The organism is Paenibacillus sp. BC26, assembly GCF_900116125.1.
Lineage (GTDB): Bacteria > Bacillota > Bacilli > Paenibacillales > Paenibacillaceae > Paenibacillus_Z > Paenibacillus_Z lignilyticus.
Genome location: NZ_FPAD01000001.1, coordinates 770,658 through 796,726, shown reverse-complemented (window position 1 = coordinate 796,726; position 26,069 = coordinate 770,658). Strand labels below are relative to the sequence as shown.

23 protein-coding genes, 1 pseudogene and 2 riboswitches are annotated in these 26,069 nt (G+C 52.5%); of the genes and pseudogenes, 8 read left to right on the top strand and 16 right to left on the bottom strand.

The features are described 5' to 3' along the window. Positions 1–131 precede the first annotated feature (131 nt). The 5 genes from BM412_RS03350 to BM412_RS03330 all read right to left on the bottom strand — a co-directional run bounded on the left by BM412_RS03350 (position 132) and on the right by BM412_RS03330 (position 5,850). On the bottom strand, positions 132–2,075 hold the full coding sequence (locus BM412_RS03350) for a DUF8034 domain-containing protein (protein ID WP_091213951.1): 1,944 nt from the start codon (positions 2,073–2,075) through the stop codon (positions 132–134). 55 nt (positions 2,076–2,130) lie between these two features. Next, the gene (locus BM412_RS03345) at positions 2,131–2,907 is read right to left on the bottom strand and encodes an SDR family NAD(P)-dependent oxidoreductase (protein ID WP_091213949.1); all 777 of its coding nucleotides are present in this window, start codon (positions 2,905–2,907) and stop codon (positions 2,131–2,133) included. A gap of 29 nt (positions 2,908–2,936) precedes the next feature. Further along, positions 2,937–3,818, bottom strand: a complete 882-nt coding sequence (locus BM412_RS03340; protein ID WP_091213946.1) for a GntR family transcriptional regulator — start codon at positions 3,816–3,818, stop codon at positions 2,937–2,939. A gap of 95 nt (positions 3,819–3,913) precedes the next feature. Continuing rightward, complete coding sequence (locus BM412_RS03335; protein ID WP_091213944.1) at positions 3,914–4,954, bottom strand: Gfo/Idh/MocA family protein; 1,041 nt, start codon at positions 4,952–4,954, stop codon at positions 3,914–3,916. Positions 4,955–4,983: 29 nt separating this feature from the next. Further along, positions 4,984–5,850: a phosphogluconate dehydrogenase C-terminal domain-containing protein gene (locus tag BM412_RS03330; RefSeq protein WP_091213941.1), complete on the bottom strand. Its 867-nt coding sequence runs from the start codon at positions 5,848–5,850 to the stop codon at positions 4,984–4,986. Between the two features lie 159 nt (positions 5,851–6,009). On the opposite strand from BM412_RS03330, the gene BM412_RS03325 reads away from it, so the two are divergent. From BM412_RS03325 to BM412_RS03315, 3 genes are all read left to right on the top strand, one after another. Continuing rightward, positions 6,010–6,867 carry a sugar phosphate isomerase/epimerase family protein gene (locus tag BM412_RS03325; protein ID WP_091213939.1) on the top strand — a complete coding sequence of 286 codons (858 nt, stop codon included), beginning with the start codon at positions 6,010–6,012 and terminating at the stop codon, positions 6,865–6,867. After that, the gene (locus tag BM412_RS03320) at positions 6,833–7,468 is read left to right on the top strand and encodes a GntR family transcriptional regulator (protein ID WP_091213936.1); all 636 of its coding nucleotides are present in this window, start codon (positions 6,833–6,835) and stop codon (positions 7,466–7,468) included. Before BM412_RS03325 ends, BM412_RS03320 begins: the two co-directional genes overlap by 35 nt. Positions 7,469–7,893: 425 nt before the next feature. Continuing rightward, on the top strand, positions 7,894–8,130 hold the full coding sequence (locus BM412_RS03315; RefSeq protein WP_091213912.1) for a hypothetical protein: 237 nt from the start codon (positions 7,894–7,896) through the stop codon (positions 8,128–8,130). 105 nt (positions 8,131–8,235) lie between these two features. Here BM412_RS03315 and BM412_RS03310 read toward each other — a convergent pair whose 3' ends face one another. The 3 genes from BM412_RS03310 to BM412_RS03300 all read right to left on the bottom strand — a co-directional run bounded on the left by BM412_RS03310 (position 8,236) and on the right by BM412_RS03300 (position 12,198). After that, entirely contained in the window at positions 8,236–9,231 is a 996-nt protein-coding gene (locus BM412_RS03310) for a zinc-dependent alcohol dehydrogenase (protein WP_091213909.1), read from the bottom strand. Continuing rightward, positions 9,228–10,040 (bottom strand): sugar phosphate isomerase/epimerase family protein, encoded by an 813-nt coding sequence (locus BM412_RS03305; RefSeq protein ID WP_256256096.1) that lies wholly within the window; start codon positions 10,038–10,040, stop codon positions 9,228–9,230. The genes BM412_RS03310 and BM412_RS03305 overlap by 4 nt, the downstream gene beginning before the upstream one ends. A 169-nt stretch (positions 10,041–10,209) precedes the next feature. Further along, entirely contained in the window at positions 10,210–12,198 is a 1,989-nt protein-coding gene (locus tag BM412_RS03300) for a beta-galactosidase trimerization domain-containing protein (protein WP_091213904.1), read from the bottom strand. Between the two features lie 124 nt (positions 12,199–12,322). Between BM412_RS03300 and BM412_RS03295 the strand changes: the two genes are divergently transcribed. From BM412_RS03295 to BM412_RS03285, 3 genes are all read left to right on the top strand, one after another. Then, a complete protein-coding gene (locus tag BM412_RS03295; RefSeq protein WP_091213901.1) occupies positions 12,323–13,195 on the top strand; it encodes a helix-turn-helix domain-containing protein in 873 nt (290 codons plus the stop codon). A gap of 112 nt (positions 13,196–13,307) precedes the next feature. Beyond that, complete coding sequence (locus tag BM412_RS03290) at positions 13,308–13,844, top strand: DUF1349 domain-containing protein (RefSeq protein ID WP_091220134.1); 537 nt, start codon at positions 13,308–13,310, stop codon at positions 13,842–13,844. A 114-nt stretch (positions 13,845–13,958) separates the two neighbouring features. Continuing rightward, positions 13,959–15,092: a sensor histidine kinase gene (locus tag BM412_RS03285; RefSeq protein WP_091213899.1), complete on the top strand. Its 1,134-nt coding sequence runs from the start codon at positions 13,959–13,961 to the stop codon at positions 15,090–15,092. An 85-nt stretch (positions 15,093–15,177) separates the two neighbouring features. Here BM412_RS03285 and BM412_RS03280 read toward each other — a convergent pair whose 3' ends face one another. Beyond that, a complete protein-coding gene (locus BM412_RS03280) occupies positions 15,178–15,729 on the bottom strand; it encodes a GNAT family N-acetyltransferase (RefSeq protein WP_177245638.1) in 552 nt (183 codons plus the stop codon). 127 nt (positions 15,730–15,856) lie between these two features. After that, positions 15,857–18,277 (bottom strand): alpha-L-rhamnosidase-related protein, encoded by a 2,421-nt coding sequence (locus BM412_RS03275; RefSeq protein WP_177245637.1) that lies wholly within the window; start codon positions 18,275–18,277, stop codon positions 15,857–15,859. A 311-nt stretch (positions 18,278–18,588) separates the two neighbouring features. Here BM412_RS03275 and BM412_RS03270 point away from each other — a divergent pair, with 311 nt between their 5' ends. Next, on the top strand, positions 18,589–19,644 hold the full coding sequence (locus BM412_RS03270; protein WP_091213892.1) for a LacI family DNA-binding transcriptional regulator: 1,056 nt from the start codon (positions 18,589–18,591) through the stop codon (positions 19,642–19,644). Between the two features lie 155 nt (positions 19,645–19,799). Here BM412_RS03270 and BM412_RS03265 read toward each other — a convergent pair whose 3' ends face one another. The 6 genes and pseudogenes from BM412_RS03265 to BM412_RS32435 form a co-directional block, all read right to left on the bottom strand. Beyond that, positions 19,800–20,414, bottom strand: coding sequence for a hypothetical protein (locus BM412_RS03265; protein ID WP_091213889.1), 615 nt, complete (start codon positions 20,412–20,414; stop codon positions 19,800–19,802). Positions 20,415–20,429: 15 nt separating this feature from the next. Further along, complete coding sequence (locus BM412_RS03260; protein ID WP_091213887.1) at positions 20,430–21,293, bottom strand: lipoate--protein ligase family protein; 864 nt, start codon at positions 21,291–21,293, stop codon at positions 20,430–20,432. A gap of 5 nt (positions 21,294–21,298) precedes the next feature. After that, entirely contained in the window at positions 21,299–22,726 is a 1,428-nt protein-coding gene (lpdA, locus tag BM412_RS03255) for a dihydrolipoyl dehydrogenase (protein WP_091213884.1), read from the bottom strand. Beyond that, a complete protein-coding gene (gene lipA / locus BM412_RS03250) occupies positions 22,723–23,628 on the bottom strand; it encodes a lipoyl synthase (protein ID WP_256256345.1) in 906 nt (301 codons plus the stop codon). Before lipA ends, lpdA begins: the two co-directional genes overlap by 4 nt. 4 nt (positions 23,629–23,632) lie before the next feature. Continuing rightward, the gene (gcvH, locus tag BM412_RS03245; RefSeq protein ID WP_091213877.1) at positions 23,633–24,025 is read right to left on the bottom strand and encodes a glycine cleavage system protein GcvH; all 393 of its coding nucleotides are present in this window, start codon (positions 24,023–24,025) and stop codon (positions 23,633–23,635) included. An 83-nt stretch (positions 24,026–24,108) separates the two neighbouring features. After that, a pseudogene (locus BM412_RS32435) lies at positions 24,109–24,231 on the bottom strand (hypothetical protein); the annotation flags it as partial. Positions 24,232–24,388: 157 nt separating this feature from the next. Beyond that, positions 24,389–24,504, bottom strand: a riboswitch (glycine riboswitch). Between the two features lie 147 nt (positions 24,505–24,651). Continuing rightward, positions 24,652–24,755: riboswitch (glycine riboswitch) on the top strand. A gap of 200 nt (positions 24,756–24,955) precedes the next feature. Between BM412_RS32435 and gcvT the strand changes: the two are divergent. Next, on the top strand, positions 24,956–26,065 hold the full coding sequence (gene gcvT / locus BM412_RS03235; protein WP_091213872.1) for a glycine cleavage system aminomethyltransferase GcvT: 1,110 nt from the start codon (positions 24,956–24,958) through the stop codon (positions 26,063–26,065). Positions 26,066–26,069 lie beyond the last annotated feature (4 nt).

Genomic DNA, 26,069 nt, shown 5'->3' with positions numbered 1-26,069 from the left:
CGCCGGTGCGCACCTCAATTTCGCCTCTAATAATGCCTGCCGGTGGAATGACTTGCCTAAATTATACCATGCCTGCTGCAAAATGCGTAAAAACGGGCAGCATCAGCCGCCCGTTAGCATCAATAGCCTCTCTATTCGGTCCGTCCTGTCAGAAGCGGCTCAACTGATTCCCGTGACCAAGGCCCGTCATAGGTAGGCTCATTCGCATAACGAGACATCATAAGGGAGAGGCGAATCGCTGCACCGGGAAGCAATTCTACCTGCAGCCACTTGCTGTTAACCTGTATCGTTTGTCCCGCCTGACCTTCAGTATCCAGCACCGTGGCCGAAATAATGTCATGCTCCCCGAATGTGCCGCCTTGAATGACCACCGTATGCGACTCAAACATCGACGTATTCACCAGATGCAGCGTTGCAGAGTCGTCGCCTAGCTGCTCAACCAAGGCTGCCGTGTCTTGCGGTAGCCCCACTCGTTTGCGATCGCCATCGAAATAGCGGAATCTCCCGTGCTGGAAGCCGCCATGCGAAATATGCATCGGTCCGCCGAGCGTCAGCTGCACGAGACTTTCCATGTAGACCGGACACAGTTCCTGCCAGATATGAATACTGGAGAAATCATCATCGTTGTAGGAGGTTGACCACTGCGCCGGATCACCCATCGGAGAATCCATCCGGTCCAGCTGCTTCATGATCAGCTTGAAATTCGCATCAAGAATGCGATCCGGATAATCCGGCAGCTCACCGTTCATATAGCGGAACCAAGGCTCCGTATTGCTTATAAAATGTTTCGTATCCCGTCCGGTCAGCGCATCCTTGCCGGAAACATTCGGAATTACCACTTCGTCCCAGTTATAGCTCTTCGGAATGCGATTAATCCGCTCGAGATCCTCTGCAGCCATGGAAACCGTCCACAGATAGATCGGATACCGAACACTTGCTTCGCGGAAATCCGCCCAGCCCGCGTCAAAATGCTTATAAGGCACCACTGTTCGGCCATCCTCCGATTGCTTGCGAAGCGACCAGTTCAAATCGATCTGCCTGCGCGCTAAGCCGAGCTGCTCCATGTCACCTGTAAGCAGAACCGCGTTCATCGTCGCATTTGTGATCGGCTCAATAACCGTCATGAAACCGTGCGGCCAGCGATAGCCATAATAGCCGCCCCACCATTTTCCATCGTTATACTCCCCGATTTCATCATTCAAGCCTACGTTATCAGGGATTAATCCTCCGTTGCGTGCGGCGCGCTCAGACCAAGCCGCCAAGTAGTCCAATACCCATTGTTTATACTTGTCATCGGCTGTGTGCATGAACGCATTTGCGACAAGTCCCGTGGCATTTAAGTTCAGCGGTACGTCACCGCGGTTCATCCGTTCATTCATCATCGATAGCAGATGGGCGTAGATCGTATCGTCACTCCACTTGCATTTGCGCGATGCAAAATCCACACCAGGTATATCCTCATAAGGCGCTAAATAGTTATCCAAAATGCCTCGATGCGTAGACCAATCCTCTGCGGATGCGATGAAACGCGGTCCTTTGCTGCCATTGAGCGGAGATCGAATCAGCTTCTTCTCCTTGTCATAGTTCGGCGCTTCCGCGTCATCGCCGGTATACATGTTAGCGAATCGCACGGCTCGCTGCCGATCTTTCAAGAGCGCAGGCCCGGAGAGTCCCAGAAAATAAAAGTATAAATACCCTTCGCCGTGATGCATCCAATCATAATAAGCGTCAAACTCGCGATGAATTTGTCCATATTCCGTCCACTGGAAGGTGATGCCTTCCCAGATTCGGCGGGACGCTTCGTGCAGGAAATCGTCGCCTCCCAAAGCGTGAAGCAGGGCCAAATTCATGAAGCCCTCATAGGGATCGTCAGAGCCGTCCATCCCCGGCCAATCATTTCGCCAAATGAGCGTGCCGTCAGGCCTTGTATATTTCGCAATGAAACGTTTCGCGGATTCATTCAGGAGATCGAATAGTTGCCGTTGTTTCACAGCCCAGCCCGGTGCGGTACCGCGACTCGTTGACTTCAAACCGGTTTGCAGGGGAAGCGGAAGTTGAAGTGGACTCAAACTCACTTGAAACACATCCTTCTGATGAATTTATGTGATTCGTTCTAAAGCGCGGTTCGTTTCAATCCTTGGTGTTCCCTAACGTAAACCCGCCTTCTATCGGGATCAAGGCGCCGTTGACCCAGGATGACTCTTGGCTGACGAGAAATGCGACAGCGCTTGCAATTTGCTCCGGCTTGCCTACGCGGGGATCGTCATAACTCCGATCAGCCGCTTGCTTCGCTGCTTCGGGATCGCCTAGCTTCTGCTGCAGCCATTGCTCTAGGAGCGGAGTTGCGACGCCGGCCGGAAGCAACGCATTAAACCTTACCCCTTCCTTGCGCAGCTCGAAGGCAAGTCCGCGTGTCATATGGTTTAAAGCCGCCTTCATCGTGTCATAGACGAGATTGTCATGCGCATTGATTTCTCCGTTAATCGAGCTTACATTGACGACAGCGCCTTGCGTCTCGCGCAAATAAGGCAGCGCCGCCTGAATCAGAAAGAAACCTGCCTTCACGTTGACCGCAAATAACCGGTCCCAATCTTGATGGGTTACTTCAGCAAGCGGCTTGCTGCACACCAGCGCGGCATTATTCACTACGATATCAAGCCGTCCCCATTGTGAAATCGCAGCCTGCACGAGCTTGCCCGGCACCGATGGATCGCTTAGGTCTGCCTGCACGAACAACGCCTCTCCGCCTTGCCCTATAATCTCCGCCGCTACCTTCGATCCTCGTTCCGGATCCCTGCCTGTCACCAGCACTTTGGCTCCAAGCTCTGCCAGCTTATATGCCGTTGCTTCGCCGATCCCGCTGGTCGACCCGGTTATAATCGCTGTCTTATTATGTAAGCTCTTCATACCTGCGTTTCACCCTGCTTCTTCGGATACTAGATTTCCCCGCCACTGCGAATGATGACATTTAAGATATTTTGCCTGGAGTACGCCAGATGTTTCGTGATCGCTTCCTTCGCTGCTTGAAAGTCTCGCGCCCGCAGCGATTCGTAGATCGATAGATGCTGGCGAAAAGCAAGCAGCATCATCTCGTCCGTCACATGCGGCTCGCCTAGATTCAAGTAACGATAGTGCATCAGCGATTTGTAAATCTCCACATTTTTACGATTGCCGCTCATTCGGACAAGCTCCAAATGAAACATCAGATCGAAATTGGATTGCAATTCGATATTAATGCCCGGTCCCTCAGAAATAGAGGCTGCAGCATGCTCAACAAGCGCATCTAAGGCATCGAATTTGGAAGCAAGCAATTCTTCATCCATGACGCTCAGCTGATCAATGGTCCATAAATCGATCATGAGACGACTGTTCATAATGTCATTGACGTTATCCTCGAGGACGGGATTGACGAAGGTGCCTACCTTGGATACGGTGCGGACGAGCCCTTCCATCTCAAGCCGGTTCAGTGCATCGCGAATCGGAGTACGACTGACGCCAAGCTGTTTAGCCAGCTCAGGAATCAGCAGCTTCTCGTTTGCGCCAAAATGCCGGGCTAGTATTCGCTCCTTAAGCACTTGATAGGTTTGATCCCAAATATTACTGACAACCAATTTCTCTAACGGCTGCGGTGGAAGCTGACTTGAGGACACGATGCTAACCTCCTGCTTTTCTATATGCGAATTGTCATGTTGTATGTTGTATACAACAATATAGTAATGAAGCTGGATAATTCCGTCAATCCTTTTCTTGGCAATGCCAGCACCTTTCAGCAGATAAAGCCCGGGAAGCAGCATGCTGCCTCTCCGGGCTTTCACCATTGTGTGACCGTAACATAAGCGTACTATTCGCTCTCTATCATTTCCCCGGAAATATTCGACTTTTTCTTCCGCTTCAAGCTGTCGAATCAGTCGCTCTAAATGATCGCAATCGTCTTATGCTCTGCTGCACTCTCATAGACGGAGAAAGCCAGACGCAGTGTAATCAAGTTATCCTCGCCGCTGGTTTGGAACGGTTCGCCGTTCGATAAACATGCAATGAAATGCGATTGCAACCGGAAATGACTTTCTTCGTGATCGAGCGTTGTCTCGTCTTTCACGACTCGCTCCGAAGCTCCGTCTTTCGAAACAACGGTGATTTTGCCGTCAGTGTACATTTTCAAGCTGCCGTTGCTGCCGTCAATGACAAACTGTTCCAAGTGCACCGCCTTAACCTGCTCGCCAAGCGGACGGTCAAGCTTCTGCCTGGTCGCCCAGCTCATATCCATGAATCCGTAGAAGCCTTCATGTCCAAGCATGACAATGCCGCTGTCTTCCCCGATAATATGGTCGCTGACCCGCGTCAGCTCTGCCGTTAAGCGCTGCGGTGTCCCGAAGAGAAACCGCCAAGTATCAAACCAATGCACGCCCATTTCGTAGAAAAGCAGCTTGGGCATTGTACGGAAGAACGGCTGCGGCAGCTCCGCTTCCGGCTCCATGCGCGGGGTGTAATAATCCGTATGCATGTATCTTGCAACATGCAGCTTTCCTAATTCGCCGCTGTCGATGACTTCTTTTATCGTTTGGAACGGCTCCAGCCAGCGCCAATTCTCCGTAACCATGAGCCTGACGCCATTTCGCTTTGCGAGCGATACCATCTCTTCCGCTTCTTCCATTGTCGGTGCAAACGGCTTCTGGCACATGATATGCTTGCCCGCCTGCGCTGCTTTTCGAACGAAATCGACATGCGTTTCTGCGCCCGTTACGATATCAATAATGTCTACGTCGGCATGCGCAAGCAAATCGTCGATATGACTATACAATTGATCGGAAGAAATGTTGTATTTTGAAGCAGCCTTCATTAACTTCTCCGGAGAACGGTTGCAAAGTGCCGTTATTTGAACACCCGGAATTCGACTCCATGCCTGCAGATGCTTATCCGACCAGAAGCCGGTACCGATTAGACCAACCTTCCACATGCTTCTATCTCCCTCTCTGTCATGTTGAATTATTTCAGGGCAGGCTTCTCATCCAGATGCAGCATGAGGCGCAGCACTTCATCCAAAGATTCCTTCGTAAACACTTGCTTCCAATCCGGTTTGAAAATCTTATCGTAACCGTAATTGATCGCAATCTTCGCAGCATCGGAGAACGGATTCACATTATTGAAGGCGATGGCGAGCGGTATCTGGATATGACCCAGCATAAACGATCTGGCCGCAGCTTCCGGAACGCCCATGCGGATAACTTCATCCATCGCTTCTTTCATAATACAAGCTGCCGCTGCCGCGACGACTTCCGCCGCTGCAGGCTCCAGCAGCGCCATATGCTCGACTGTAATGCGGTGGCATTGCGTGACCGGCGCAAACATTCGAATGCAAATCTGCTCCGCAATATCGAAGTTTTCCTCGCTGCCTTGCTGAAGCGCTATGACAATATCCTGCTTCGCCGCAATGCCGCCGAACATATCTTTACGTGCTTCCGGCGAATCCTGCTCTTCAAACAATGCCGGGTGACATGGATGCGTAACGACAAACGTGCAATCATCGCGCAGTGCGACTTGCTTCGCATAGGCTGCTGCCGGATCGAGCAAGATGACCGTCGCACCCGGCTTTAGCTGCGATACGATCTTCTCGCTTAGCGGCCCGATTACGGCATCCGGCACGGCGAGGATAATGTAATCAGCTACGGCAAGCGCTTCGTCGTTAGGCGTAATGGACAATCCGCGCTGCGCGATGCGGGCAATACCATTCTCGGCTTGCTCGCACAATAGGAGTCGATAATCCGTTTGCTTCAAATTATCTGTGATCCGGCAGCCCATCTTACCTCCGGCACCAAGCACGGCAATTGTGATTTCATTGGGTTGGTTGCTCATTCATCCTGCTCCTTATTAATAGAATAAGTATTATTGAACCTAGCATAACTGATCGACATTCGACATTCAATACAAAATGTATACAATACATATATATTTATTGCCGTCCTCTAAAATAACTGGTATTCTAAGTTCACAAATGCTAGGGAGGAATTCTGTGTGAGACTTGGACTTAGCTCATTCACTGTAACTTGGTCGATCGGCATTCCCGGCTACGAGCGGCCGGCTGAACCGCTTACGCATGAAGGTCTGATTAAACTTACGCGAAGCTGCGGACTCGATCTGGTGCAAATCGCGGACAACTTGCCGCTCCATCCGCTTTCGTCAGATGAGCTCTTACAGTTGAAGCAAATCGCGGATGAGCAGAACGTCTCCATTGAGGTTGGCACACGGGGAACGGATCCCGCACTGCTGCTGACGTATTTGGATATCGCTCGGACACTGCAATCCCCTATTGTTCGCACGATTATTACAACTCCCGATCTTGCCGCCGCAGAACAACAGCTGCGAGAGGTACTTCCCGCCTTCGAGGAAGAGAACATTGCACTTGCCATCGAAAATCATGGCTTGCATACAACGCTACAACTGGTACAATTATTTGAGAGCTTGAACCATCCGCTTGTAGGCTGCTGCCTCGATACGGTGAATTCTTTTGGCGCGCTGGAGAGTCCGGATGTCGTTATCAAACGGTTAATTCCCTATCTGGTAAACCTGCATATTAAAGATTTTGATATTAAACGGGTTGACCATCAGCTCGGCTTTACGATCCTCGGCGCACCTGCCGGAGCAGGCCGGCTCGATTACGAGCTTCTGCGAGCATCGATTCGGGAACATGACAAAACGTCAGCCACCGCCATACTTGAGTTATGGACACCGTTCACGGAGTCTGTGGAGCGGACGGCTGCACTCGAACAAGCCTGGATGGAGCAATCGATCGCGTATTTGAAATCTATTCATTTTATAGAAGAAAAGGATACTGACTATGGCAACCGTAACGTTGAAAGAGAAAGCGTATGAGCAGCTTCGTGCCTACATTTTAGCAGGAACGATTAATTCCAACGACCAGCTGACGGAAAAATATTTGGTGGAGCTGCTCCAGATGAGCCGCACGCCGATCCGATCCGCTCTTGAGAAGCTGGCTGCCGAAGGCCTGCTTAACATTGCGCCTAATAAAGGGCTGAGTCTTCCCGAATTGTCACTGCAACGGGTCGCGGATTTCTTCGATTTCCGGATTGCGCTGGAAGGTCATATCGTGAAGAAGCTGGCAAATCGTAAGCTCCCACAGGATGAGATCGCTTGGTTCCGCGCTAATTTGCTGATTCAGGAGCAAACTGCCGCGCAGCATGACTATCTGGCATTCACGCATGCGGATTCCGAATTTCATCGTCGCCTGGCACTCGTATATGAGAACACCGAAATGGTGCAGATGATGGATAATTTGCAGGATCGGCTGTTCCAGATGGCACTCAAGGTGCTTCGCAAGGACTCGAACCGTATCGGGATGTCCTACCGCGATCATTTGGAAATTTTCGAGCTCATTCTCGAAGGCAACGCCGAGGAAGCGAGCCGTCGAATGGTCGAGCATTTGGCGTACGGAGCGCGGATATTAGTACTTTAATGAGTTGCTGAGAGGCTGTTTCTGTCATCGCTTCGATGACGGGGCAGCCTTTTTCTGTTGGATACTTTAGAAGAGCGGTACGAGTTACCGTTCTTTGGCGAAAATGGTCCGAATCGAGGTCATGAACGGTACTGGGTACCGCTCATTGGGGAGAAATGTTAGTTTTAGGCTTAAGAGAGGTACTGGATACCTCTCTTGGCGTTAATGTAGTTTCATCGTGGAATCTATTTATCGGCGGGAATTTACGGAAATGAGAGAATGTAGCTCATCCAGAGATCTACGTGATCCAAGCCAGGTTGAACGTTATCTTCATTGACGTTCAGCCTGACTTATTTATGTTGCTTACCACGGACACGCGCCAATACGGGCAGGCTGTATGGTTCATAACATAGACCAGCAGTATGTCGGAAGGAGGCATCGCGGCCATGTTCTGCTGGATCGGAAAAGTCATCATCGTGAAGAACAACGGCACTGTCCTGTTCGGCGATGCCAATATTTTACCGGAGTTCGGTGAGAATCCAGAAGCTGAGGAAGAAGTAGACGAAGATCTGGACGGAGAAGATGTCCTCGTCGATGAAGAAGTTACCGCAAACCGGCGGAAGTCGAAGAAAGGCAAAAAGACCGCTTCTGCCATTGGCAAGAAAAAATCCAAGAAACGTTGAAAGATGATCAGAAAAGAATTGCGATTTGCGGTTGATTCTCTGCAAGTCGCTTATCAATTGGTCCCTTGTCCCGCGATTTCCAGGCATGCCTAGCGTGTCCCACCTTCAAACAAGCGACCAATCAAATATAAAGCCAAGCGAATAGTTACGCTGTTCGGCTAGATCCTCATACACAGCAGCCGCTTCCTTCGGGGAAACGACTTCGTACAAGCCGTCTACCTTCACCTTTCCGGCTGCCAGCCACTGCAGTGCCCCTGCCAGATTCGTGAAAATTCCCGGCTCGACCGAACTTACGGCATGGGTCGGGATATCCCATTCCCAGCCGCTGCGCAGCACCACATAGTTGTAGAAAACATGCTGCAGCAGCTCATGCGCATACGTTTCGGTCTGCTTTCTCCATGGCACGCCGACCATTACGACCTCGCCGTTCTTGCCAACCATCCGGCAGCCGTCGAGTACCGCTTGCTCATGCCCCGAGCATTCCACGACAAGCGCGAATTTCCCCCTCTGAGCAGGATCATCCACCGGCGGCAGATTGGATACCATCGCACCGCTGCCTGCTCCTGCTCCTCGAGCAGCAGCTTCACGCTTCCACGCAACCGGATCGTAAGCCGTAACGGAATAACCACTCGCCGCGAATAGCTGCGCCGCCATATTGCCGACCAGACCCAGCCCGCTTACCATCACCCGCTGCGGCGGCCTCGCCTTTGTCGTCGATAACGTCGACATGCTGACGCTCATCATTCTCGCGAAGACTGCCGCTGCCGGGGACAAGCCCTCCGGAAGCAGCAGCGCTTCCGTCTCCCTTACGCGCTGCACAGAGCGATGCGGTCCCATGCAGAAAGCCAAGTCTCCGGGCTTGAAGGCTAGCACTTCACTGCCAACCTCTTGAACCCGGAAAACCGCGGCATAGCCCGGAATGTTCGTAAAATCAGCCCGTCCAAGATACAACGCGAGCTCGGTACCGGTACTGATTAGCGTAAACAACGTCTCACCTATGATTTCGTTCAACTGCAACAGCTCAGCCCCGCGATCCATCGCTTGAAGTTCGATTTGGCGAATGCCAGCCAGGACAAGTCCTGCATCCTTCCGATGCGTCATCCCAGCAACACCCCAATCGAATCCGCTGTTGCCCGAATATAGTCGGCGGCCAGTCGGTATTCGGAATCGCTGTCCAGATGCTCCAGCATGAGCGGCACGTCACGGTCCAGCTTCGCTAATTGACGCAGATATTGCGCATAATCAAGCTTGCCCTGCCCCGGACGCGTTTCGTCCAAATGAACCACCATCGACGATCCGAGCACGATATCCTTGGCATGGCAGCTGCGAATATACGGGCCAAGCTTGGTGAAACATTCCTCGATCAAAGCACCGTTGCGGTAAAACAGCTGCGGGCTTGTCACAATGTTGACGGGGTCCAAATGGACGGCGAAAGCTTCCCGATCAATCGCCTTAATGAGCTGCAAGTAGCTGTCGACGGTGTCCGGATACATCCACGGCATCATTTCCAGCGTATAATACGTACGCTCGGGTTTCACGTGATCAATGATGCCGCGGACCGTTTCTACAATCAGCTCGAAGGTGTCCGCTGTCAAATTCGCCGGATCATGACCATCCCACTGCTCGCCTAACGAACCGGCAATGTTGACGCAGCAGCGCGCCCCTGCCAGCTCTGCCGTCACGAGCTTCTTCTTGCAGTAGCGGATTGCCTGCTCCCGCACCTCCGGGTCTTGGCTTAGCGGGTTGCTCCACGCCCCCGCTTCTGCAATGACGATGTCCGCCTTAGCCGCAGCGCGTACATAATCCTCGATTCGTGCCGCATCATCCACATCCGGAAAATAAGCTGCCGTATAACCGCGTTCGACATGTGCGGCAATCCAGCGCTCCGGATCAAGCGTTTGCCTGGCCAATATCGGGCCTCCGAGCCTCATGAGGGATCAATCCTCTCTGTATTATTTTTCCTATTGCAAGTATTCCGTCAGTACAGCCCGAAATCCTGCCCCGAGCGCCGCCATTACCGGCAAAAAAACAGCAGAAACGGTCTACGATCACCCGCTCCTGCTGCCTTCTTACACTCTTCTACTTCGCGACATCAATCACGACCATTTGATGGCAGTCGATTCGATCTACGGTATACGTCAGCTTCCCGTCTTCCTGCACGAACGACAAGGCGGTTTGCTGCGGAGCCAAGTAGACGTTCTTAACCTCTTCCTGCAATTGCAAGGAAACCTTCGTAGCATGGACCGGTAAAATATCCTCAATAATTTCAATCCCATTGCCGCGTTTCACCGGTGTCGCATACAGCAAGTGGTTGATGTAACGGCCTTCTGCCGGCTGCTGCTGAAGCGTCACTATGCCTTGCGCCGGCAACGAGGTTTCGATCGTTTTGTTGCCGCCCAGCAATTTATTCAGGGCATAGAGCACCGTTTCGCGCAAGATCAAGCTGCCTTTCGTCCCGTAATCCTCGAAGACATTCCAAGCGATATAGATGCCGTCCGGCCCTTCCACCATGCCGGGTCCACCGTCGCGGCGCGAGCTTGGCGTATGCTGATGCGAGCAGAAGGTGAAGACGTCCCGGTTAAAATAAGGATCCTCCCGCCGACCAAGCGCTGCTCCGCCTGCTCCTTCTTCAAGTTCAATCCGCTGGCCTTTGCCATAGAATATAAATGCGGCCCGGCCGAGATCCTGCACCTCAAACGCCGGACGGAAATAATCCGGCTGAAAGCCGTTCTCGCCCAGCCATCGAGCGCCGAATTCAAGGCCGAACCCGCTCCCGTCTTCCTTCAAACCCGACCGTCCTGTTGCCAGCACCTTACCGCCATTATTCAGATAACGCTTAAGGCTGGCGGCTAACTGACTGCCCAGCAATACTTCGTCAGGCAAAATAATAACTTTGTAGCCGGAGAAATCCGCATCCCTATCGATAACGTCAAACAGTATTTTGCCTTCCAGCAGCATTCGCACCGCACCGGCATCGGAATGCCCGGTGAAATCCACTTGCCCCGTCGTCTTGTGAACCCCGACAGCCTCAAGAGAGAGCAGGGCAACATCGGCTACATTCACGGTATCCGTGCACCAGGCTTCCTTCTGCTCCACCTCGCGATAGGCGCGACCAATCAGCTCATAAGTCGCCTCATCCATGATGCCGTCCGGATGGAGCTGGTCGCCGATTGAGCAGCGAGCCCCATTCGCGATGCTAAGAGCGGTCTCGTAGCGCAGTGCGTTCGGATGCTTATAGCCGCCGAATTCCCCCCATGACGTATGGAACTTGCCGGTCATGCCCAGGTAAGGCATGCCAAGCGTCTGCGAATAACGCGCCGACAATGGGAAGTGATCATACCCCCAGCCGCCGGTAGGCAATGATTCCAGCTCCAGATGCGTGTTCAACTCGGCCAAGTCACGTCGGCCGCGGCGAATATGCCCGCCATTTTGGAAGATAGGCATGCCCGGCTTTAAGCCATGGATCAGCTCCTTCACCGTTTTCCCATAATGAGCGTAAGTGCGTTCGCCCAGCGCCAGCACATCTTCCGCATTGCGCGGGTCTTTGCCTTCGCGGCGCAGATCCGCCACGCAATATTGGCAGTAGCATTGGCGGACGCCAACGATATCAAGGAAGATCCCATCCGCATCATAGCCTCGAACAACCTCTTCGATCTGTTTCAGCAGCATCTCCAGGTAAGGCGTGTTCATGCAGAACTCATGATAACCCGGCTGCATGAAATGTTTGACCCAGCTCGTTCTCTCTTCCTGATCGCGGAACAGCCACTCCGGATGGCGCCTGGCCATCTTCTCATCCAGCCCCGCGGAAATATAGACAGGCGTCATGACGCCGATTTCATGCGCCGCTTCAATCATTGCGCCAAGCAAATCAAACCCCAATCCGGGATGGCGCTCATTGGCTTCGCTCGGGTGGTAAGCCCAGCCATGATGGCATTTGGAGAACACCGTAATGGAATCAACATGGCCTTTGCGCAGCATCTCTTGGAACTGCTCCTTGGAGAACTGACCGCCAATGCCCGGAATGGCCTCTGAGGTATGAAAATCAAGATGAACCTGTCTAAACCGCATGCGCTTCGCCCCTATCCTCGTAGTCAATCTTTCTTCACTATTACATAGACGTTGCACGGGAGGATAGAGATGGAATAGACTTGTTATAGCACAAAATCGACCTATTGGGAGAGAACCCTCCACGATGGAATGTTTACAGCTTCCGATCCCTCCGCTTCCGCAATTCGTAACCGTCGGCCATTCCATATGGCGACCGGGCAACCAGCATTTCAAGCGGAATTTTCCCATGTATGACATGCTGCTCGTTATCAAAGGTACCATCTATATGACGGAGGATGAGCGGCCTTATGCGGTTGGCGCAGGGGATCTGCTGCTTCTGGAGCCCGGCCATACCCATGTCGGTCATCGGCCCTGCGACGAAGATACCGAGATCTATTGGATTCATTTCTATCACCCGATGCCTGCCATCTCTCTGAGCAGCCACCAAATCTCCTGGTCCTCCATTCTTGAACCGGGTACAGATGCCGATTTCCTTCCGCGCAGACAATCGTTGTTTCTGCCGAAATGGGCGAATATCGATCCGAAGCCGCTGCTCCCTATCCTTCGCGAAATGCTGACGATTCAGCAGAAGCTGAATTTGGAGAATGCGGCGCGCCTGCATGGCTTGCTCGTTCGATTGCTGGAGCAGCTGCAGCAGCTAACGATAGAATCGACGAAGCCGTCGCGCTCGCTTACATTAAGCCGCCGGCTGGAGGAGTTCTTGCCTCGCTTCATTAAGGAGCCGTTTCACTCGGCTTTACTGGAAGCACAGTTTCATTTTAACGCCGAATACCTGTCTCGCTGTTTAAAGAAACATACGGGCAAAACAGCTGTCCAATACATTCGTTATTTGAAGATCGAAGAAGCCAAGCTGCTTCTCGCGGCAGGCGAGCTGCCCGTTCCCGTCATAGCAGAAGCCATCGGCGTTGAGGACTATAATTATTTCATCCGAATGTTCAGGGAAACGACCGGTCAGACGCCGGGAGATTACCGCAGTTCGCGACAAGGATTAAGCTGAGGGCAGGACATTTCGCTTGCGAAGGAGAATGTATGTAAGAGTGAGAATTTCAGTGAAATGAGGGATGATGGTGGAAGCGAATTTATTGCTCAATCTGCTGCCGGAACGGACGATGCAGTGGATGAACGAACCGAGTTATACGGAGCGCGGCGAGAACGGTGAACTAATCATTGAAGCTCCGGCGAATGCTGACTTTTATCAGGATCCGGCAGGCAAACACATCGTCAGCTCCGCACCATTCCTGTATAGGCCGGTTACCGGGTCTTTCGTACTGACTACCCGATTAAGCGCCTCCATGACGCACAAATATGACTCGGGCTGTCTGATGCTGATGGTAGACGACCGCAATTGGGCGAAGCTATGTTTCGAATATGACGGCGAATACCCCACCGTCGTGTCTGTTGTCACGAAAGATGGCAGCTCAGACGACTGCAATTCCGAGCGCGTCGATGTAGAGAAGCCGTATTTGCGCATAACGCGAGACGGTAATTGTATCTCCTTCCATTATTCAGCGGATGGCGAGCTGTGGCGGCAAATCCGATATTTCGGCATGAATCTCCCTTCCACTTGCTTAGCTGGCGTAGTCGCGCAATCGCCCCAAGGGACGGGCTGCCTCGTGAAGATAGATGAACTGACTTTAACCGCTTAGCCCCTTCCTAATCGACAGCTGCGATCCACTGACTCCGACCAGTTCTTCCATCCATACCGTCTGCGCCTATTGACTTGCCTATTCCGAAAATGAATCCCTGGAGTGAGCGAATTCATGAATGAGAAGATGAATGAAATCAATCGGTTCTTCGACATGTATCAGAAAGAAATTATACATAACTGGATCAAGCGGCTGGAGCAGAATTATCCGAATCAGTATGACACCACTCAACTTCAAGAACAAGGCGAACGCTACATCATTCTAATATCGGATATCCAGATCCCAATTGAGGAGCATCCCATATTTGCCGAGTATAAAGACTGGTGCGACCTGCTGTTCAATAAAGGGATCCCCATTGATCATATTTTGAAAAGCTCGTTATTTTTCCGGGAAGCGTTTCTCGAGAAAATAGCTGTCATTGAGGTCGAAGTTTCTCAGCTTGCCGCTATTATTTCAACCATCATCACCAGAATCGATGCCTTCCAAGCGACAATTTACACTTACTTCTTCGATCATGCCCGCGGCAAAATGGAGCTGCAGGATAAATTGATCGAGGATATTCATGCGGATAAGCTCAACTTAATCGGCAAAATGGCGTCCAGCATGGCACACGAGATTCGCAATCCTCTGACATCCATCAAAGGTTTTCTCGTCTTAATTCGTAAGTCTCTGCCGCTGGATTCGCTTGGCAGCATCGAGAAATATCTGGACATCATTGACAATGAATTCCGTAATATCGAAATGCAAGTCACCGGATTTCTCAGTTTCTCCCGCAAGCCGATCGCGGATGAGCAGCGCATCCTCATGCCGCTGCATGAGGTCATTGAGAAAACGCTCCTCCTCGTCAACCCGCTGCTGTTGAATGAGAATATCGAGCTTTCCTTGCGGCTGCAGGATGATCTGCAGGTGGAGGTTCAGAACCTTGCCATTATTCAGGTGTTCTCGAATCTGCTGAATAATGCCATTGACGCGCTGCGCGAAACGGACATCCATCATCGCAAAATTACGGTGCTTACCTTCGCTGACGGAGCCCATATCTACATTCGTTTCATCAATACCGGGCCGGAAATTCCGGCAGACATTCAATCGACCTTATTCGATCCGTTCGTCACGAGCAAATCGGACGGTACCGGCCTTGGACTCGCAATTTGCAAGCAAATCGTGGAACGCAATAACGGCACCATCACGTTCGAAACGAACCGCAAGGAAACCACGTTTACGCTGCGGTTTCCGGCACTTGCCGATTAGCTCCCGGTCAGCAAGAAGCCTCCTGCACGCAACCGAAGAGGTTCGCTCAGGAGGCTTTATTATTAATCAGGTTGAGATTTCCGCTTCAAGTTGTGGATGGTCTCCATTCCGATTTCAGCAAACCATAGACCAGATGATCGTGATACTCCCCCTTGTTATACTCCGCTTCTCTGATGATTCCTTCTTGCGCAAATCCAAGCCGCTGCGGGATGGCTTTACTCCTCGCATTATCCACTCTTACTCGAATTTCGATCCGGTTCAGCTCTAATTCCTGAAAGATATACGCAATCATCTTCCTGCAAGCCTCCGTCATGAATCCCTTTCCTTGATGCTCCGCACTCAGCCAATAGCCGATCGACGTCTTTCTGTGTTTCCAGTTAATATCATGGACGCTAATATTCCCTATGTAACGATTCTGATAGAAAATACCGCAGGAGACGCCGTTGTTGCCGGTGAATCTCTTCAGCTCATATTCAATATAGAGCTTCACTTCATCCACGCTTGCCGTCGTAAGCGCCCAAGGCAAGAACTCTCCGAGATACTCTCGATTCTTCTTAATCGCGGCATAGATGTCATCGGCATGATTGATCTGCAAGATTTGCAATTTCAAGTCCGCGTTTATCGGGTAACTGAACAAAGACTCACGCTCCTTCGAAATCGAGATGCGGTAGAACTTATCTTCAATTAGTATATCAGGAACCGGAAAATGAGGGATAACAAAAAAAGATCGAAATGTCCAAACCGACACTTCGATCTCTCGCAGGCTACTGGCTGTTGGTAACAGCGTTGCCTGTGTAATCGCACTCGATATCCAATTCCCGCGCTTCAGCGAAGGACCTTTGCTCGCCGCTCGGCAGCGTGAGCGTAACCGGAATGCCGGCCGGTCCATTCACTTGAATGGTGAAGCGGCTGCCTTCCAGCTGCCAGCCTACTTCAACAAGGCCGTGAGGCGTTGATGCGCTTCCTTTCGCCCAGTTGAGCGGACCGACGACCGGTGCAATACCGATCTGGGCAAATCCGGGTGCCAGCGGTTTGATGCCGAGAATTTCGGCAGGAAATTCATAGAGCGGCAAGGCGCCCCAGGCGTGGCAATCACTGCGCTCAGAAACCGGGTCTTCCACCCAAGCCGTCAGGTGCAGATCGACCTGTCTGCGCCATGAATCCCACAGCTCGAACGTTTGCTCATACTTGCCCGTCATCGCCAGTGCACGGAACAGATAGTACGACATAGCCGTCGAGATTTGTGCCAGATCAGCTCCATCTCCGTCCCCATCCAGCATCCGTGCCGTCAGCGACTTCGCTTCATTCCCTTTTACCGTTCCAGTGAGAACGGCCCACACCTGCGCATGCTGGCTGTAGGCTTCAACCGCCGGCCCGTCGCGGAACAGCTGACGCGATTCCGACCAGCAATGAAGACGAACAGCTTCGAGAACGGATGCTGCCCGCTCGCGGTATTCCGCACCGGTCTCGTTTCGCCCGGTCCACTCATTCATCTCCGCCGCTTTGACCAGCGCATCCGCATACATGAGATTGTAGACCGTTAGCGGCCCGCGGCGTGCCGCATGCGGAGCGCCGGCATTGTCCTTCCATGCCATCGTCCAATCCACGAACGACCAATACGCGGTCGGCATTTGCCCAACAAGTCCGCTCTCCTCGCGGCGATTCTCGAACCAGCCGAGCACCGCATCCATCGTCGGACGATACGCTTTCACAAGGGAAGCATCGCCATAATGTTTGTAGTGATCGTATACCATCATGAGCCAGAACAAGGCAAAGCCCGGAATGACCTGTCTGTCGACGGATGGATAGCGGCTTTGCAGGATGCCGCTTGGCAGCAAGGAGCTGTGGAAGTCGCGAATCGTCTTGCGGCCGAGCTTGTCATCCCCGCTTACGGAATAGGTAAACAACGCTTGCAGCCGGCTGTCCAATTCATACTGCATTTGCTCATAGAACGGGGTGTCTTCATACGTTTCATGCATACAGCCGCGCAGCGTATTTAAGCTGATTTCCCATAACGGCGCGAATGTAGGATCCGATCCGTCAAACGCCGCCAATTCCTCCAGCGGATATCCGCTTTGACGATAATCGATTCCTGCCAGCGTGACGGGTTCATCTGCAGCTTGAAGCGTCAGACGGATAAACCGAAACCCTCTGCGGTGGATAGGCTCGTACGCTTCACTTTCAGCCGTACTCGAATCGCCGACTCCGGCAAGAGAATAGTAATCCTCGAAGCCATACAGCGACTTGCCTTCTTTATCATCACGAACCCCTTTATGGCGAGTTCCGTCCCCCTCCGGCGGAAGCTCATAGGATTCTGCATAAAGCACGGAAGCTTGCGCACCTCTGCCTCCATAGAACTGAACGCGCGGATATCCGCTGGTCATCCGTGAAGCATCCAGCTCTACAATCAGCTTCTCTCCCGGAGCCAGTACCACGCCGAACAACTGCTCCGGCGAGACGCCTTCGCTCCATGTCCGCTCCCCACACGAAGCCTGCATAACGCGGGTGAAAGAACGTGCGGTCTCTCGCATGAACGGAATCGACCGTTCGGTTAACTGCCAACGCGTCAATTGGCCATACATCCCGTCCATAATCTCGCTGACGACAACGGCATTCGTCCATTTGCTATCATCATAATCGACATTCGTGAAACCGATCGGAAGGTCGCTGCCCTTCACGCGTTCTCCGCCGCCGATAAACAATGTAAACGTTTCCCTTTCAAACGTGAACGCACCGGCTCCAAGACGCATGGCCTGCCAGCGTGTATCCGTGCTGACATCCTCCAAGACGTTGCCCGCTCCATCCGCCAATTGACCATCCAGCAGGAAAGCGCCCATATCCGACCGCCATACGGAGGCAGGTCCGGTTCTCCCCGCATAATAAATCACTTGAGCCGCCCAAACATTCTCCCCTTCAAGGAGCTTGTCCGTCACGTCGATCACTTCATAGTAATGGGTATTCATGTCCCCTTTAAGCGGACCGCTTACAAGCGATTCTCCGTTTAGCCAGAGCCGATAACGGCTGTCTGCAGATACGCGCACAGTCAAACGGACATCCGACTTATCCGAAACGTGAAAGCTGCGGCGAAAATAAGCCAGCTGCGGCTCTCTCTCACCTGCAGCCTGCTCGAGACCGTTCCGATTCGGCCAAATCCATTTTGCCTGCCAATTAAGGTTCTCTTCCATGCTTGGTTTCCAACTCCTTCTCATCGCTCAAGTTCGCCAATCTTCTAAGTGAGTTGCCATCAGGCTGTCATCTTTCATTATAAAGAAATTCGCGGATTCCATCAGCAACAATCTCTCTACATCAAGTTCACGAATAAATTAGCCGGATTAGCCAATAAATGGATAGATAGATGTGACTCTCGTACCTATTATTCGTGTATACTCATTCACACGCTGCAGAATCCAATGGTATAATAATCATTAAATATTACGAAATTGTTAACCTTCTTTTATTCGTTTATCTAAAATTCGTACTCGACCGGGAGGATAACATGTCAGCTACAATCAAGGATGTAGCGAAGATGGCGGGCGTTGCCGTTTCGACCGTCTCCTACGCACTGAACAACTCGCCTAAGATCAGTGAAGAGACGCGCCGTAAAGTCGTTCGAGCCGCGGAGGCGCTGAATTTCCGTCCAAGCGGGGCTGCCCGCAATTTGAAGAAACGCAAGAGTGAGACGATCGGACTGTTCCTGAACGATCTTGGCGGTCCTTTCTATAGCCAAGTCATTGAAGGCGTCCAAGAAATTGTAGCCTCGCATGATTACAATTTGATCGTCTGCAGTACCTATGGCGGCGAGAATAGCTCTGCTCATCGTTTCTTAAGAGAGAAGTTCGTAGATGGCGCTATCATCATGGGAACAGCCATCAGCGACAGCCTCATTCTTCAAGTGGCTTCGGACTCCTTCCCTATTGTCGTTCTCGATCGAGAGCTTAGAGGCGATTATGTACATAACGTCCTTATCACCAATGAACAAGGCGGTTATGATGCAGTCGCTCATCTCATTAAGCTGGGGCGGCGCAATATTGAATTTCTGAGCGGACCGTCGGCAGCCTTCGATAACACGCAGCGGTACGAGGGCTACAAACGCGCTCTGCTAGAACACGACCTGCCCGTCCCTAAGCGCATTGCGATGCACGGACGATTCCTCGAAGCCGGCGGCTATCAAGCGGTCAAGCTTCTCATTGCAAGCAAACGGCTGCCGGACGCTATATTCGCAGCGAATGACGAGATGGCAATCGGCGCCATCCGCGCTCTGCACGAAGCCGGCCTGCGCGTGCCTGAGGATATTGCCATCGTCGGCTTCGACAACATTAACCTGGCCCCGCTAATCAGGCCGGCTTTGTCGACGATCGGCCATTCCAAATTTGAGGTTGGCGCCATTGCCACCCAGCTCGTCTTTAATGCACGCAAGGAAGAGGACGTCATCATCCTTCCTACGCAGCTCATTGCCAGGCAGTCCTGCGGGTTCTCCGGCGGCGTAAGCGAACAGGATCATGACAACTTAGTCGCTTCCATTCTTCATGTCGGGGGACGAACGAAACATTAACCTCGATTTCGCGTGATTCAACGTACGGAATTGCTAGGTATGGGACCTGATAGTTAAAGCATTCAAATGCGAATGAAGCCCGCGGAATCCGCGGGCTTCATTCGTAAAATACTTTTGACAATTGAAATCGGCTCCCTCACCATCTGTTCTGCTTATTACCAAACACGAACCCAGCTAATTTTGGATGTACATATAAAACAGACAGCAAGCAGACAGAACGCGCAGCCGTTAACCAGCCGCATGAGTCCGATATGAAAGCCTCCCCATTGCACAATCGCGAATAGCGCCGAGATTGCGAATCCGATGGCAAGGCCCAATACCCGCGAACTGACCATTTTATGCTTAAATCCGTCAGGGAGTCCTTGCAGCTGAACCTCGGCTTTCTCGGAAGACACGCCAAGATTCACCACCGCAAAGCCAAAGCCCGCGCAGGACACCGCAAAGGTGATGACGGATGAGTCGCTGCCGCTCCAAGATAATAGACAAACCGACGCGAACATGCACAGCAACAATCCTATAGGGATGGAAGACCAAGCTGATCGAGCGAGCATATTATCCGGAATGTAGGCTCCAACACATAGCATGATGCCGGTAATGAGATTCAAACCTATCGAAATCGGAGATAGGTTAAAACCCTCCGATAGCGCATACCCGGCAGAAACAAATTGTACCGTACAGAAGAAATGGGAGGCGAAAAGTGCGAATAGAAGCCGGCGATACCGCGGACCATGCTTATTATTAATAGCTGAATGCAGTCGTATAGGCTTCATCTGAGCATCCTCCGTTTATCTTCGAAGATTCCAACCGTCAGCGCCATATTTATCTATCGCAAGCTGGTTGGCCAATTCCGTTTCGAACTCCGTTAAGGTGCCGTTGATGAGTTCGGTTTCCAGCCCTTGAGCAAATCCGATGCGAAAAGCTTCTTCCACATCCGAAATCATTAGCGGAAGTTCTCCTTTCCGGCGCAAACAGGTATTTATCGCAACTGCTTTGCGCTCGAATACTTTTTTCATCCGCCTTTTTTCCGTCTCGTCGTCGAAACGCAAAATACCGTATAACAGATCCGCATCCAGTTCAATCAGGATGGAGCCGTGCTGGAGGATGACTCCTTTGGTTCGCATTTGAGCGCTTCCCGCGATTTTCTTGCCTTCAACGACAAGCTCATACTTGGAAGGAGCATCGAAACAGGCAGCCGACATCAGCTTTCCTCTCGAAGCACTGCACGTGGATTGATTCGCCAATACATCGGCCTCCATGTCTTCCATACCCGACATGTTCGCGGCTATACCTAACTTACGAAAGCCAAACAGGAGTCCCATACTGAGAACGCGATAGGCTTCAGCTACGCTGCTCGGAATGCCGGGATAATTCTCGGAGACGATGAGGCTATAGGTGAGCTCTTGATCGTGAAGCACCGCGCGTCCGCCGGTTGCCCGCCGGACGAAGCCGAGGCCATGCTTGTGCAGTGCGTCAAAGTCGACCTCTTCGGCAGCCTTCTGGAAACAGCCAATGGACAATGTCGCAGGACTCCAGCCGTAGAATCGAACGGTTGGCGGAACAAGTCCCCGTTCATGGGCAACGACGATCGCTTCATCGATGGCCATGTTCTCTGCCGGCGTCCGATTCCCCGTGTGTACGAACCTCCACATCGCCGTCACATCCCCAGAGCCAGGTTGTCGGCCTCGAGCATGGCTTCGCCGATAATTTCGGAGAGCGTCGGGTGCGGATGAATCATTCGGCCGATACGCATCGAGCTTGCCTTCAACAGCTGCGCAAGCGATGCTTCGCCGATGAAGTCCGTCACATGCGGCCCGATCATGTGAACGCCAAGGACATCTCCGGTCTTCTCATCCGCAACAACTTTAACGAAGCCGTCAGAGTCACCTAATACCAGCGCTTTGCCAATCGCCTTGAACGAAAACTTGCCTATTTTGACCGAATGCCCGCTTTCAACCGCAGCCTGCTCAGATAGTCCGACACTGGCAAGCTCGGGACGGCTGTATATGCATTTCGGAACGGAAACAGCCTCTGGCGAATGAGCGTCAAGTCCGCAGATGCTCTCTGCCGCCACTACCCCTTCATGACTAGCAACATGAGCGAGCTGCAGACCGCCGACGACATCGCCGATTGCATAGACATGGGGATCGTTCGTCCGCATTGATCGGTCTACCGCGATGACCCCCTGCTCGATCCGCGCCGCCGTTCGTTCGAGTCCGAAACCTTCAATATTCGCCGCTCGTCCAACAGAAACAAGCATACGATCTGCCATCAGCGTCTCGATCTTGCTACCCCGTGAGACCTGCAAGATCACGCCTCCATCATCAGCCAAAACGCTGTCTGGAAGCAGCATTGCGCTTGTCAACGTTTTGATCTTGCGTTTCGTGAACAGACGCGCCAGTTCGCGGGATAAGTCCTCATCTTCCGTTGGCACGATCCGCTCTGCCGCTTCGACGATTGTTACTTGCGCGCCGAAATCGTTCAACATCGAAGCCCATTCAACGCCAATGACGCCCCCTCCGACGATTACGACAGAATCCGGGACGGATTCCATGGCAAGCGCTTCATCACTGCTCATAATCCGCTCGTTTACCGGCAACCCGGGGATACGACGGGGACGTGATCCCGTAGCCACGATGAGATTACGATAGCCGATGCTTATTGGTGTATCCCTTTCCGCAACGCCGCTGCTCTTTACTTCAATAACGCCATTGCGATCACTTGTACTTGCAGTATTCGCAATCATACCCATGCCTTCATAGACATCGATCTTATTCTTCTTCATCAGGAAGCGTACGCCGCTCTCGAGCCGCTCAACGATAGCATCCTTGCGGGCAAGCACATGACTGTAATCAAGTTCAATCCCGTGAACGCGGATTCCGAAGCTTGAGCTGCGCTTCATGGTCTCGTAGAGCTCCGCGCTGCGCAGCAGCGTTTTGCTGGGAATGCATCCCTTATGCAGACAAGTGCCGCCCAGCTTCTCTTTCTCGACCAACGCAATGCGTTTGCCCAACTGGGCAGCTCGGATGGCGGCTACGTAACCGCCTGGGCCGCCGCCCAAAATAACGATATCATAGTCGTTCATAGTAACACTCCCCCTACAGCACTGGCTGCCTTCGCGCGCTCGACTTGCTCGCGGGCGTGATAGGAACTTCGGACGAGCGGTCCCGCCTCGACATGGGCGAAACCAAGCGCTAGTCCCGCCTGCTTGAGTACTTCGAATTCCGTTGGATGATAATAGCGAACGACATCCATATGCTTGGAAGTAGGCTGCAAATACTGCCCAATCGTCAGAATATCGCATCCGGCTTCTCGCAAATCACGCATGGCTTCGATAAGCTCTTCCTTCTCCTCCCCCAGCCCGACCATCAAGCCGGATTTCGTCGTCTGACTCGGACGGAGTTCCTTGGCCATGCGGAGCACGGACAGCGAACGGACATATTTGGCCTTTGCACGCACTTTGTCCGAAAGCCGGCTCACCGTCTCGAGATTGTGGTTCAGCACATCCGGCTTCGCCTCCAGCACGACAGCGAGCCGATTCGCGTCACCGCCGAAATCCGGGATTAGCACCTCGATGCTCGTTAGCGGGTTTTCCAAGCGCACAGCCGCAATGGTCGCAGCAAACATCGTTGCACCGTGATCATTCAGATCGTCACGGGCGACGGAAGTGATGACGACATGCGCAAGTCCCATCTCGTTGACGGATTGCGCCACATGCCGGGGCTCCTCCAGATCGAGCTCTGTCGGCTGGCCCGAGTTCACGGCGCAGAACCGACAGGCGCGCGTGCACATTTTCCCCAAAATCATGAATGTTGCCGTACGCTGACTCCAACACTCGAATATATTCGGGCATTTCGCCTCCTCGCACACCGTATGCAGCTGGCGGCCGCGCATCATCGATTTGATCTCTTGGTATCCGTTTCCTGTATGAAGCGATATTTTGAGCCACTCCGGCTTGCGTACCCTAGGCTTCGGCATCTTGCGCACCTCCTTATTTGGATGCAACGAACGCCCCGTATCGCTCAGCGCTCCAGAGCGCGGCCACCACTTCCGCCGCTTCGCCTTCCACCTCGACCTCGATAATCCAGCCTTCTCCATACGGGTCTTCGTTCACTTTTTGCGGTTCGTCCAGCAATTCCTCGTTCACTTTCACGACCGTTCCGCTAACAGGGCTGAACAGATCGGATACGGTTTTTACCGACTCGATCGTACCCATCGGCTCGTTCGCCTCAAGCGTTACCCCCACTTCCGGGAATTCCACGAACACAATGTCGCCTAACTGACATTGCGCAAAGTCGGAAATCCCAATCCGAATGATGGCTCCCCGCGCCTCAGCCCATTCATGCTCCTCTGTATAGCCCAATCCTGCTCTCACTTCACTCATGTTCAACTTCCTTTCCTTTATAGGGTAGGTAACTGCGGTTGTCCGACTCTGCCACCCAACTTCTGCAAAACCGGCAGCGTCTAGGCGCTATTGAGGACCATTGCTGCATATACTTTGAAAGAAGGATTTAGCTCCTCGCCGAAGCATACGGCCTTATCCGCGATGATATGCATAAGCGGTTCTTCTTGACTACCGGGAAATACCGAATTTATTCGTCCTGGATCCTCCTGTCATGCCGGGGAAGCAATAAAAAAGACAGAGAACCGGCTATGCGCCAAGTTCTCTGTCCCGGGTACCTGAGAGTTTAAACGGTTCAAGACCCGCTCTTACCCCTTTGGTGGCTATTCGCTCTCTCCAGAGTTGCGTCGAATGGCGGTACGTTTACCTGAGAGATTAATCTTCAGCCGGCCGGCCGTCGACTTGCTCCTTCGGTGCCTCCGGAGCGGTTCGCTCCTTCAGTCTCTCCCTGCCATCGTCATCCGCTTATTCGGTTGTTGATGGGTTTAGCTTAAAACAGAATGATTATTTATGTCAACATATCTAACAAAATATTAACATCATATTTATTTTATTGACACAACCTGTAATTTACATGTAAGAATAGACTATACCAACTAAATAAGCGGATGATGATAAAGGGAGAGATCGCCAACAAGCAAGATTTCGGCGGCGCCGAAGGAGTAAACCTTACATAGGTGAATCTCTCAGGCAAAAGGACCTTTATCGGACGCACCTCTGGAGAGCATCCCGTTCGCGGGATCACCCACGGGGAAACTTATGTTCCATCTTTTCATCCGGACATAGGGTAACTCTCAGGTACAAAGGACAGAGCAAAAAGGAAACGCAGTCAGCTTCGGCTGAGAATGCGCTGCCTTTTTGTTGCTGTCCTTCTTTGCGTTACGATCACGAATTCGAGGAGGAGAGTTAAGAATGGCCGATTTGAAAAGAACCCCCTTGTACCCGCTCTATGCCGCTCATCCGGAGGTCCGCTGCATCGATTTCGGCGGATGGGAGCTGCCCGTCCAGTTCTCTGGCATCCAGAAAGAACACGACGCCGTTCGGCAGCGCGCCGGTCTGTTCGATGTCTCCCATATGGGAGAATTCAAGGTGACCGGCCTATTCGCAGAGCGCTTCCTGCAGCTGTTGACGACCAATGACGTCGCGAAGCTCGCCGACGGCCAAGCACAATACTCACTGATGTGTTATTCGGATGGAGGCGTCGTCGACGACTTGCTTGTCTATCGAATCACGGCCGATCAGTTCATGGTCGTCGTGAACGCTTCGAACATCGATAAGGATTACGAATGGATGCGCAGTCATTTAATCGGGGACGTCCTGCTCGAGAATATCTCTGATAAGCTGGCCCTGCTCGCCTTGCAGGGACCATCAGCCGCTGCCGTCATGGCTGCCGCCGGCGCCGGTACGGACGTCCTCGAACTCCCTCCTTTCCGGTTCGCGCCAAGCACCTCACTCGCGGGAGTGGATGCGTTAGTTTCGCGAACCGGCTACACGGGCGAGGATGGCTTCGAAATCTATGTTCAGGCAGACCGAGCCGGCGACGTCTGGAAAAGGCTGCTCACAGCCGGCGAACCGCTCGGCTTAATCCCTTCCGGACTCGGCGCTCGTGACACCTTGCGCTTTGAGGCGCGATTGCCGCTATACGGTCAAGAGCTCTCGAACACCATCACACCTCTGGAAGCCGGAGTCGGCTTCTTCGTCAAGCTCGACAAAGAGGTCTTTATCGGCCGAGAAGCGCTGGTCAAGCAGAAGGAAGATGGGCTGTCACGCAAGCTTGTCGGCATCGAGCTGATTGACCGCGGCATCCCCCGCTCGCATTACCCTGTCTATGCAAACGGCACATTAATCGGAACCGTCACGACAGGCACACAATCGCCGACGCTGAAGCGTAACCTCGGTCTCGCTTTGATCGATGCGAACTATGCCGCTCTCGGCACCGAACTGACCGTTGAAATTCGCGGTAAACAGTTAAAGGCCAAAGTCATAAAGACCCCATTTTATAAAAGACTTCCCAAGGAGTGAAATT